1 protein-coding gene is annotated in these 615 nt (G+C 57.2%); it reads left to right on the plus strand.

Features of this window, described 5'->3' with window-relative positions; all coding sequences use genetic code 11:
* On the plus strand, positions 1-615 hold a 615-nt coding region (locus ABEV74_RS06685), incomplete at both ends, for an ISLre2 family transposase (protein ID WP_430144585.1).

The raw sequence follows: 615 nt of genomic DNA on the forward strand, positions 1-615 counted from the left end.
TATCGGGACAGCGCGAAGCGGCTGGAGCAATTGTTAGGGTACAACGTGCTAAGCCATCAGGCGATTCGGGAGAAGCTGCTCGAAAAGGCGGAGCAAGAGACGAGGGCTGCAAAGCGGCGACCGGCGCGCGTGCTGTTCGTGGAAGTGGACGGCTTGTACACGAAGTTGCAGCGGAGCAAGAAGCGTGGGATGGAGAACGCGATTGCGGTTGTGCACGAAGGCTGGGAGAAAAGCGGCAAGCGTGTCCGACTGAAGAATAAGCAACACTACCTGCATACGACCGGGGGCAACTTCTGGGAAGGGTTTGGAGACTTCCTGGCGGAGCGCTACGAAATCGATGAGAACACGTGGCTTGTCGTAAACGGAGACGGAGCGGCGTGGATCGGGGAATGTGAATCGTACTTCCATCAATGCTTGTACATGCTTGACCGTTTTCATGTCGCACGCGATCTCAAGCGTTTTGTCGGCCATCTGCCGAGTGAATGGGAGGCCGTAAGGAGATCCCTCGCCAAGCAGGACGCTGCGGCGTTGATGGCGGCTTTGGAAGGCGTGGCAGAGCACGAGATCGCGGAGGAGCAGAGACGGGAATGGAAACAGTACAAGGGTTATCTGAAG

This window comes from Paenibacillus cisolokensis, assembly GCF_050481165.1.
GTDB classification, from domain to species: Bacteria; Bacillota; Bacilli; order Paenibacillales; family Paenibacillaceae; genus Paenibacillus_AH; species Paenibacillus_AH cisolokensis.